14 protein-coding genes are annotated in these 10,077 nt (G+C 53.2%); 2 read left to right on the top strand and 12 right to left on the bottom strand.

What is annotated here, in order from left to right:
* Together ACT9T4_RS24575 and ACT9T4_RS24570 are read left to right on the top strand one after the other, a co-directional pair.
* Positions 1 to 269: hypothetical protein (locus ACT9T4_RS24575; protein ID WP_499119430.1), on the top strand; the 269-nt coding region annotated here is incomplete at its 5' end.
* 376 nt (positions 270 to 645) lie between these two features.
* Positions 646 to 1,794 (top strand): aldose epimerase family protein, encoded by a 1,149-nt coding sequence (locus ACT9T4_RS24570; protein WP_042553405.1) that lies wholly within the window; start codon positions 646 to 648, stop codon positions 1,792 to 1,794.
* Between the two features lie 146 nt (positions 1,795 to 1,940).
* Here ACT9T4_RS24570 and ACT9T4_RS24565 read toward each other — a convergent pair whose 3' ends face one another.
* The 12 genes from ACT9T4_RS24565 to ACT9T4_RS24510 all read right to left on the bottom strand — a co-directional run bounded on the left by ACT9T4_RS24565 (position 1,941) and on the right by ACT9T4_RS24510 (position 9,934).
* The gene (locus ACT9T4_RS24565) at positions 1,941 to 2,636 is read right to left on the bottom strand and encodes an OmpW/AlkL family protein (RefSeq protein WP_179539511.1); all 696 of its coding nucleotides are present in this window, start codon (positions 2,634 to 2,636) and stop codon (positions 1,941 to 1,943) included.
* A 229-nt stretch (positions 2,637 to 2,865) separates the two neighbouring features.
* Positions 2,866 to 3,051, bottom strand: coding sequence for a hypothetical protein (locus ACT9T4_RS24560; RefSeq protein WP_042553407.1), 186 nt, complete (start codon positions 3,049 to 3,051; stop codon positions 2,866 to 2,868).
* 229 nt (positions 3,052 to 3,280) lie between these two features.
* The gene (locus ACT9T4_RS24555; protein ID WP_179539509.1) at positions 3,281 to 3,601 is read right to left on the bottom strand and encodes a hypothetical protein; all 321 of its coding nucleotides are present in this window, start codon (positions 3,599 to 3,601) and stop codon (positions 3,281 to 3,283) included.
* 550 nt (positions 3,602 to 4,151) lie between these two features.
* On the bottom strand, positions 4,152 to 4,745 hold the full coding sequence (locus tag ACT9T4_RS24550; protein WP_179539508.1) for a DcrB/PsbP domain-containing protein: 594 nt from the start codon (positions 4,743 to 4,745) through the stop codon (positions 4,152 to 4,154).
* 493 nt (positions 4,746 to 5,238) lie between these two features.
* On the bottom strand, positions 5,239 to 5,511 hold the full coding sequence (locus tag ACT9T4_RS24545) for a hypothetical protein (protein WP_179539507.1): 273 nt from the start codon (positions 5,509 to 5,511) through the stop codon (positions 5,239 to 5,241).
* A gap of 242 nt (positions 5,512 to 5,753) precedes the next feature.
* Complete coding sequence (locus ACT9T4_RS24540; RefSeq protein ID WP_179539506.1) at positions 5,754 to 6,479, bottom strand: hypothetical protein; 726 nt, start codon at positions 6,477 to 6,479, stop codon at positions 5,754 to 5,756.
* Between the two features lie 257 nt (positions 6,480 to 6,736).
* Positions 6,737 to 7,195, bottom strand: coding sequence for an SMI1/KNR4 family protein (locus tag ACT9T4_RS24535; RefSeq protein ID WP_179539505.1), 459 nt, complete (start codon positions 7,193 to 7,195; stop codon positions 6,737 to 6,739).
* 118 nt (positions 7,196 to 7,313) lie between these two features.
* Positions 7,314 to 7,856: a hypothetical protein gene (locus ACT9T4_RS24530; RefSeq protein WP_499119427.1), complete on the bottom strand. Its 543-nt coding sequence runs from the start codon at positions 7,854 to 7,856 to the stop codon at positions 7,314 to 7,316.
* A gap of 9 nt (positions 7,857 to 7,865) precedes the next feature.
* Positions 7,866 to 8,051 (bottom strand): hypothetical protein, encoded by a 186-nt coding sequence (locus ACT9T4_RS24525; RefSeq protein WP_179539503.1) that lies wholly within the window; start codon positions 8,049 to 8,051, stop codon positions 7,866 to 7,868.
* Positions 8,052 to 8,294: 243 nt separating this feature from the next.
* Positions 8,295 to 8,786: a hypothetical protein gene (locus tag ACT9T4_RS24520; RefSeq protein WP_499119426.1), complete on the bottom strand. Its 492-nt coding sequence runs from the start codon at positions 8,784 to 8,786 to the stop codon at positions 8,295 to 8,297.
* Entirely contained in the window at positions 8,786 to 9,013 is a 228-nt protein-coding gene (locus ACT9T4_RS24515) for a hypothetical protein (RefSeq protein WP_499119424.1), read from the bottom strand. The genes ACT9T4_RS24520 and ACT9T4_RS24515 overlap by 1 nt, the downstream gene beginning before the upstream one ends.
* A 225-nt stretch (positions 9,014 to 9,238) precedes the next feature.
* Entirely contained in the window at positions 9,239 to 9,934 is a 696-nt protein-coding gene (locus tag ACT9T4_RS24510) for a hypothetical protein (protein ID WP_499119432.1), read from the bottom strand.
* Between the last annotated feature and the right edge of the window lie 143 nt (positions 9,935 to 10,077).

The following is a 10,077-nucleotide window of genomic DNA, read 5'->3' as shown; positions in this document are numbered from 1 at the left end:
CTGGCTCCTACGGCCTGCAGACCTCTGTCGGCTACCAAAGCCCCGAGGCGCTGGCTTGCCAGCGAGGCACCCTCACCCTCGCCCTCGCCACGCCCGTGAATGTCGCCCCGGTCCTGCTCGGGCTGGCATTACCCGAGCATCCGCGAGAAGGACGTCTCACCGCGATCGCCAGCAAGCTGGCTCCTACGGCCTGTAGACCTCGCCGGCTACCAAAGCCCTGTAGGAGCTGGCTTGCCAGCGAGGCGACCTCACCTTCGCCACACCCGTGAATGTCGCCCGGGTCCTGCTCGGGCTGACATTACCCGAGCATCCGCAAGAAGGACGTCTCACCGCGATCGCCAGCAAGCTGGCTCCTACGGCCTGCAGACCTTTGCCGACCACCAAAGCCCTGTAGGAGCTGGCTTGCCAGCGAGGCACCCTCACCCTCGCCACGCCCGTGAACCTCGCCCCGGCCCGGTGAACGGCTGATCATCCTCCGAACAATCCGCAGTAGGGACGAACGGTCTGCGCCTGGAGACCGGATAACGGCTAGCCTGTCTGATTGGTATCGAGCCGATTCGAACCCATTCGCCTTGCCTCGATCCCTCCGAAACATCGCGGACCACCAGAACGATTCCTCTCACAACAATAAAAGGAAGTTCGACCATGATGCACTCTCGACACCTGCTATCGGGCCTCACCTTGTCACTCGCGCTCGCCAGCACCGGGGCTCATGCCGCCGGGCTGACCACTGAACACAAGCCCTTCGGCAAGACCCATGACGGCACCACCATCGACCAATACGTGCTGCGCAACAGCCATGGCATGCAGGCCACGGTCATCACCTACGGCGGCGTGCTGCAGTCGCTGGAGGTACCGGACAAGAACGGCAAGAGCGCAGACGTGGTACTGGGTTTCGACGATGTGCAAGGCTATGAGTCAGGCACCGCATTCTTCGGCGCGACCATCGGGCGCTTCGGCAATCGCCTGGCCGGTGGTGCCTTCGAGCTCGATGGCAAGCGCTATCAGGTACCGCTCAATGACGGGCCGAACGCCCTGCATGGCGGCGCCCAGGGCTTCGACAAGCAGGTGTGGGAAGCCAAGCCGGTCAAGGACAAGGACTCGGTCGGCGTGACCCTGACCTACCTGTCCAAAGATGGCGAGATGGGCTTCCCCGGCAACCTGAAAACCGAAGTCACCTATCGCCTCAACGACAAGAACGAGCTGCACATCGACTACAAGGCCACCACCGACAAACCCACGGTGCTCAACCTGACCAACCACAGCTACTTCAACCTCGCCGGTGCGGGTAACGGCGACATCCTCGAGCAGGTCGCGACCCTGCATGCCAGCCATTACACACCGGTCAACGCCACCCTGATCCCCACCGGCGAGCTGGCCCCGGTCAAGGGTACGCCGATGGACTTCTCGAAACCGACGCCGATCGGCCAGCACATCAAGGATGATCATCCACAGCTCAAATTCGCCGAAGCCAAACAGGGCGGCTTCGACTTCAACTGGGCACTGGACGGCAAAGGCGACATCGAGCAGCTCGCTGCCGAGGTGCACGACCCACAGTCCGGTCGACGCCTGCAGCTCTACACCAGCGAGCCGGGCGTGCAGTTCTACACCAGCAATTTTCTGGATGGCTCGGTGAAGGGCAAGGCCGGTAAAACCTATGCGCACTGGAGCGCCTTCACCCTCGAAACCCAGCACTTCCCGGATGCGCCTAACCAGCCGACGTTCGCCTCCACACGCCTGGACCCGGGGCAGACCTATACGCAGAACACGGTGTTCAGGTTCTCGGCCGATTGACGGCACGTATTGGAACCGAACGAAGGGTATGGGGCAGGTGACACGCTAGTCAGAATTCAATCGTGGCCTGCCCCTGGCGGATCAACTATCGATAAAGGATTTCGGGGCAAAAGACCGCGGATCAATGCACCGGATCCCAGGGGGCCTCAGAACTTGTAGCCCAAGCCGATCATGTACACGAATGGATCAACGTCAACATCCACCCGGGCCCTGACGCCAAGATCAGTGTTGCTGACATAAGCATCGGTTTCGATATCGATGTAGCGCGCTTGCGCGTTGATCATCAGGCGGTCGGTCAACATGTAGTCCGCCCCTACCTGCGCGGCCCACCCCCAGGAATTGCTGGCATGGAAGTTATCGAATCCTGCCGCAGTGGCGCTGCTGCTCACGCTCTCATCGTAGATCCAGGTGTAATTGATACCCGCGCCGACATAGGGTTGGAAGGCTGACTTGCTGTTCAGAGGGTAGTAGATCAGGCTCAGCGTCGGTGGCAGATGCTTGAGCGAGCCCAGCTTGCCATCGGCAATCCCAGCGGATGTCCCGCGGATGTTCACGTCATGCTCGAAGGGTGTGGCCGCTAACAACTCGATACCCAGATGGTCCGTGATCATATAGGCGAAGTTCAGGCCAAGCTGGGTGTCACTGCCAAGGCCCGCCTTACCGCCCAGGTCAGTGCCCGAGAGGCCTCCACGATCGACCCTGACGCTGGAGCTGCTTTCACGAGGGTCAACCGTCACCGCTCCCGCCCGAACGATGATATCGCCCGCCTGGTAAGCCTGAGCAGTTGAAGCAGCCATGGCCAGCATCGCTAGACCGGTGTTGAGCAAAAGAATTTTCCGCATGCCTAACTCCACGTTTTCTCTGGAGGACAGCCGGGCCAGAGCAGTTGTCGGGACCGGCTGTCCGGAGGAGAAACCAGTATTGGCAGGGGGGCGCAGATGAACGTCTGCCGATCGGCATAGCGAGGGAGGGCAGATGCGTTACGAAGTTTTTCTCTGTAGACCTATCAATCCATAACGCCCCGTCTAGGATCGATGATCCCGTACAACAACATGGCTCCGAAGACCTGGATCACCATGGGTAGAAAGGCCAAGACGAGACGAGCGCCGGCGCCCCTGCGTTCAGCAGCGACAGCCGGATGATCACGCCACGACTGCGCATGTGCTGCCAGAAAATGCACACGCCGAGCCTGCAAAGGTCCTGTGGCTCGGGCTGAATGACCGTACGCTGCGGGTTGCCGCTAATGGTGCGGCTCATCGAACGGCGCTTTGCCTCGCCTTCCGACCGCTTTCGCTATCGTGCCGGCCCGATTCGCTCACAACCCAGCGATAAAGCGCCTCAACATCTGCAGCATCGCAGCAGAAATCAACGCATCGATAACCGGGCCGGTGCCTCGGCTGGCCAGGTGGCACCTGCCCGCTCTGCATACCATCCCGTGGACGGGAAGCCTCACACCCGTGAGGCTTCTCGTCTGCTGCCGCGATGATTAAACCTCGCCACTTTGAGAGCGTGCTGCGCACGCATCGCCGTTAGCGGACAGCGACATCTCCCGCATCGCCGCCTGGTGAGCGGCCTTGATCAGATCGCAGGCATCCTCGGTCAGCAGGTGCGCGGCTTCGCTCAGATACCGCAAGTCACTGGCATCGGCCAGCGTGATGTTCATGACGGCGAGGCTACGCAGCAAGCCGCGAACCGCGCTCAAGCGTTGTTCAGCGCTTTCCTGCAGGTCGATATAGGAACAACGGGTATCGATCAGCAGCACGGGGGTGCTGGTCGGGTTACTGGATAGCGGCAGGAAGTCAGTCATGTTGCTGGCCTCCGTTCTCGTATTCAGCCTGGCACTGTGCGAGCGGAGTGGGGGCGTGCGAATGCGTCATCGGTGTAGCTCCTAGAGTTGAGGACCTGCCACCAATCGCTGTCAAACGATTCGGGGTGGCAGTTGTGCGCAGGTTGACAGACCGGGACTCTAGGAACCCGGCGCACACGAATGTGCCCCACGCACAACCGCCATAGCACGAGGGAACGGGAGCGTAAGAGCCCCTGCTTTCGGATGGTGGACGCTTGTGCGCCTAGAGATATTCGAGCTGTCAAACCCGGTCGCTGAATGTGCAGCGACGCGGCGACTATAGAGGCAGAGCAGTTGATGTGGCAACGCCGGTCGAGGCGTAGAGCGGATGAATTGAATCAGCTGATCGGATTATGCGCTGGGAAATTCTGCTGTCTAAAGCAGAGCGGGTAGCCTTGAGGCTCGACGCGAGGCGGGCTGATGGGCGCGCCATTCAGACCAGCCACACTCGATGATTCGAGCAGAACCAACATGACCCGACAATCGGCTGCAAACAGACCTCGCCTCAGTGTCAGCTCCGAATCCCCTCGAGCACACTGGCTACAAGGCTGTCGTGGCCGGCGGCATCGTCGGCTTTCGACGTGATGCGGATCAACGCCAGGGTATCTCCCGAGCCGGCCAGCAGCAGGGTCACGCGCATTGGAATGCCATCGAAGCTGGCGATTGCATCGATCTGGCGAAAACCCAAGCCCTTGATGGTATGGGACTTTTCACCTTGGCGCTGATACTGCGGCCATGATGCCTGCTGCCTGATGAAACTCGCCATGACACCATCCAGGAACCTTGCATCGTTATCCTGGGCACGCGCGCCTTCTGCCATCGGCGACTGCTCACTGGCGAGAACCATCTGCTGCCGCGCCTGGTTTGCATAGGCGAACGCGGTCACGCCTTCAGACCCGTTGGCGGCCGGGCTGGAGGGGATTTTCATGTCAACGAAATCGGGCGGCAAAGCGAACTTGATTTTTCCGCCAAGCAGCGAGGCATGTTCCTGCTGGGTCGATGCGCTCGGCCTCTGTGCCTGCGCGTGCGCAGGCACACTGGCGTACAGCAGCGATCCGGTAATGGCCAGCGCAAGGGCAGCAGATATGAAGAATGTAGAGGACATGTGCATGGGCTACTTATGTCGGTTGATCCTTAACGCCAGTTCATCGCTGGGAGTGGCCGACGACCTGGTTTGGCAGGCTCCCGGAACGGCCCCAGGGTATATAACACGTGCAGGCAGAGCATCCAATGCGATGCTTGATCAGCATTGCCACCGCTTACGCACATTTGCCCTGCGCAACCCGAATGAATGTATGCGAGCCGTAGTTCTATGAAAGGGTTCGTCCCTGCCTGCGCTCTTTAATAAACGCCTGGCCCGCCTTACATCAGCGGCAGCATATAGCTGAGGATCAGCCGGTTCTAATCAACCAATAGGGTCTATGCCACAGAATTCCACCACGGCCTCCTCACAGCAAAAAACAATGTTCGCACTTTGAATTTTGCACCTACTCGGGAGTGAGGGAACGGCTAGATGATTTTCAGATCTATTATTCAGCCGGCTACACGGGCCGAAAATAAACCTGTTCCCTTTTCCCAGCCCCCTTTTCCCACCATATCTATTCCTTATGCGTTACCTTTTCTTCAGACTTTTCATCTTTGACCTTGCTCAGAGAACCAATAAACACCAAAACAACAGCCACAGCTGTCAATATAGTTCCCAAGCGCCAAGAAAAGCTTAGGGAAGAATCTATCAACTCAACTAGGTTCCAGCCCCTTCCCCTGACCACTAAAACTAATAGTGCGGCAATAAAAACTGCAAAAAAACTCATCACCACTGATACTAAAAGCGTTCTGGCTAGCCATAAAGCCCACTGCTTCTTATTTTTCACTTTTCTTTTCCTCAACTACTAATGGACCTACTCCTTCTGAGGTGGCCGAACCAACAATCGTGCTAAAGTTTTCTCTTAACGAATTGGGGACATAGCTTGGCAATGAGTCTTTAACAACCTTCCCCGCGATAGCACCTGCGGCTGTACCAACACCCGCTCCAATCATCGCGTTAGCAGGGATTCCTCAGGGACAGACCACGATTTCACTCAACGCTAGAGTTATAAACGTGGTCTGCCCCCTATTATTCTCCAAATAAAATCCGCCTGAGAGCACGTTGTTTTTCTAGGGTTGAATCATCAGAAAAAACCTTATCAGACGTTACAACTTTACAAAACCTACCACACTCGAAAACCTCAAACCCCTCGCTTTCCAACAACGAAATACTGGCAAATCTATCCACGCCGGCTCTCTCCCAGAAGGGGTTGCCTAGCCACATAGTGCTTCCAATCGCCTCAATATATCCTTGCCTAAGCACGTTACGGCCAGGATTCCCTGAGGTATCAATTTCCATTTCATCCAAGGGGGGAGGCAAGCCATTAGACTTCATTGGAAGACCTGAAAGAGGGCGGCCCACGCATTCATACTCTAGAGGGTCTGTAGCATTCTGCCAAAAATCATATTCGACCTCGGAAACCCATGCCTGAATGAAACCTTCAACACTGAGAATAGGCCCTACTTCCTCTTCCAACCTAGTATCACTATGACTCTCTGATTCTTCTATTACCAAAAAGCAATAATCCATCGCTGGAAGCACCCCGAATCGGAGCTCAAACCCACCAGACACTAAGCCACTAGGCCATGATTTTTTTCTCAATATTTTCTTTTCAAACGTTTTTATATCGACCTTAACCCCATGCAGAAAAAACACCGCGGGGGAAGAAAATTTACTTAAAATCCCTTTAACCAAGGCCAGCATCTGCAAACCACTGATCGACTCGACATCAAAAACAAACTTTAATCTCTTCATCTTTCACTTGAACTCTTTAACAACCACTTTTACATTATATTCACGGCCGAATTCGATAAGCGACTTAGCAGCAGCCGAACCACCAGGCTGAACTCGCAGATCAAGCACCATAGTTGCAGGCACACCATTGACTTTCGCACCATGTGTCCCCAAATCGATAATATGATCTTGGGCAATAGGGGACAGGCCACGATTTCACTCAACGCTAGAGCTATAAACGTGGTCTGCCCCCTATTACACTTTTCCACGATCATTATTCAACTGAAAGAAATTATTCTTTTTTCTAAGAAATCGATAAAATTTTTCGCATACAAACTAGAAGTTTTACTAGAAAGATCAAGCCTATAAACAGGATACTCCCCATCATTAAGACCATCGTCCGTGGCAAAATAAAATGACTCCCCTGCACCCGGCGGTTCACAGATAAATAGCCTCTCCTTCCCACACAACCCATTTCGGCCGTTAACGATTGACATATAAACGATATCACCACCCCTTACGCTATCAAAATCCATTTCGTAGATACTATAGATCTCCTCTCCAGATATTTCCCCGCCAGAATAATACTTCAGCCACCATTTATAGCTATCAGGCAACTTCAACCCAAGACGAGCTTCAGCTTTATAAATCCATTCATCAGCAATCCCGTCACTATAATCAGCAAACTCAACGAAATCCGATTCTTCAATAAGATTAATTATTCTCGAATAATCCATGTCTAATTACTCCCAGCTCCGAGCCCGTAACTTCCCAAACAATAGGGGACAGACCACGATTTAAAGGAGAATTAATCGTGGCCTGTCCCCTATTACTCTTTTTCCCTATTGATTCGTTCTAGAGGCCAATTAGCATTTGATAGAATGGCCTATATAGTTCACCACCTGCCGCAATTACGCATTCATCTACGCAAGAATTCCTCTGGAGCTTGTCACTCGCCAATCTTTCATCGTGCAGACATCGCCCCAAAAAACATGCCGCAAGAAGCATGGCCGCCAAAAAACTTTGTCCGTCCTTAGCACACCGCCAAAGCATATGTTTCTGCACGGAGGTTAAGTCCTCTACACAGACTTCGCCAGAAACCGTATCAACCACCAGCAAATCGGCTTCGACCTGACCTATCACCCAACTTGAGTTTTTTTTATGCGGCTCTAAGTCGAATTTTAACATTCCAATTTCGACACTACTTGGATCGTAGTTCTTAAAAAGCTCGCCAAGCTGCCCCGGCAGTCCTATTCGCTCTAAACGCTCCTTGCGTTTAATAATAAAAAAAGATCTCCGAAGCCCATCAACTTCATCCGATAAAAGGCCCACTTTAGCTAAGTCTTCAATACCTGGCACGCAGTTTTCCAGCCTTTTCTTGAACTCACTAGCGTCCACACGATTTCCTCACTGATTTGGATGTAGAGCCTTATACCATTTCTGATGGATGACCTCTGGCAGGGGCGTCGCTATCGGTCCTTGATCAATGTGGTGATGAACTAACCGCTGCCCAATAAATGCTTGATGCTCTGGGTAATGAGCAACCCAGGCGGCGTTGACAACAGGAGATCGTCCTGCGCGAATTCGGGCCAAGTTTGTAACAATCGGGGATAGACCACGATTTAGAGGAGAATTAATCGTGGTCTGTCCCCTATTATTCTTTGAGCAGGTAGACCGTAGGTCGTCAGGGTGGTAGACAAAAAGGAGACAAAAGGACTGCAGAAAGGATGCAAATAGGATGCAAAAAGAGTGCAATTAGGGTGCAGATAGGGTGCAGATAGGGTGCAAAAACACCGGCGCAAGGCCGGTGTCAGCATAGAAATGGCCACCTAAAAACTAACGCAGCCAGAATGGAGGATCATTGGGGCCAAGATTATCATACTCATCTAATGGACGAAGTTTTTCCACCATGTAATCAGGCATATCACAAACAATCGTTCTGACAGGTTTGTATACTCCCCAGTCCTCATAGAATCCCTTAGCTGATTCAACGCAATATTCAAAGCCTTCGAAATACTTAATGAATACTTCCGCATAACTTAAGCATGTCGTATCTAAGCAACTATTATTTGAACTCCACCCCAAGCTTTCCAACTCAACAATGCAGTTAGAAATACCAGACAAGCACTCTTTGGACTTCAACATAAACATCGTCGCCCCCTTTAAATCCTCAAGGCGCAAATAGCGACGAAACAGTCGATCTAATATAAGAAGATCACTTCCTGACAGCTCAGTTTTTTCTCTAATCACAGAAAAAAAGCAAACCATATCCGAAGCCATGCCAAGCTCAAAAATTGAGCTACCACCTTGAAAACCTACACGTTTCATCAGTTCCTCTTAAATTCAATGGCTTCTGGCTTGATTGCTCCATTCGACTTCTGAACAATACCTTTAATTATATTTCTTTCTTGGTCTACAGTTATCATCTGGCCACGCACATCAATAACGACTTGATGCTGCATTCCCTGCGGTAAGTTTTCAGCTCGCTGGATGGCTTGCTTGGAAACATTACTAATCAATCCGCTTTGATTTTTTGCAATGTTGTAGTTCTTCACTTCAACACTGCATACGTTACCTACACACCAGTCTGGACGAACACTACCCGAAGTGCCGTAAGGAACTTCTTGTCCATTTTTATAACTGACTTGTGGGCGAGCTCCAGCACCAAGATCAGCGCCGACATCAATTTCAGATTTTTGGGGTGTGGGACGAACAGGTGTCCCAGTAGAGGCAAGATCATCTACCTTTCCAGCAGCGCCACCAGTAGCTTTTGCACCTATTCAACTCTTCAATGCTGGCAAAGACAGCACTTCATCGTACTGTGGCCAGTCTTCCCTTGCGCGCTTGAGCACACCTTGCATCAACTCGTCCAACTCAGGCACTGGCTGCTCGGGCGGCAATTGGTCAAAGGGCGCGGCCATCAGCGGATGATCAATCTGCTGAGGATTGGGCAAGCCTTCCCATTGGCGTAGACGCAGTATGTAGAGGATTTCCACCGGCACGCGCTCCATGTGGCAATCCTGATTGAAATCGTAGGAATTCTTTTGGCTGTCTTTGCCGGTTTGCCAGGTGTGGCGGTCACATGCGGCCAGCAAGCAGGGCAACAAGTCGTCGGGGTTGGCGGTGCGCCAGTTGGCCAGTAGAGCTTCGTAAACAGGTTCGTCATACGCATAGGCCGGCCACTGGTGCGATATGCCCCCCATCCAATCGGCAAACACGCGCAGCATAAAGGCTTGGGCGCGGCGGTGCTGCTCTTCGTACTCGATCACCAACTGATGTTCGCGATTGAGCGCCGCATGAGTGAGATAGCCCTGATGGATGACGGCATCCTTCCAACCCAGGATCGCCATCGCGGCCATCATGTTGGCACCGGTTTGGATGCTGTAGTTTTGTTGGCGAATATGGTTGCCGTGGAATTGATCGTACTGGTGTGCCCAAAAGAATAATTGCCAAACGCCTACTTGGTAGTAGCGCATCCATTGAGCCGATTCTTGCAACCATTGCGGGTTGTCTGGGGCAGTGGCAATAACTTTATAAAGTCTGCCCAGTGCCATTCGTTTCGGGATGATATTTGTCGCATTGTTTTTATTTGGAACCATCATTGGATCAGTGGGCTTTG

This window comes from Pseudomonas sp. SZ40, assembly GCF_052958135.1.
This window is presented reverse-complemented; position numbering and strand designations above follow the sequence as displayed.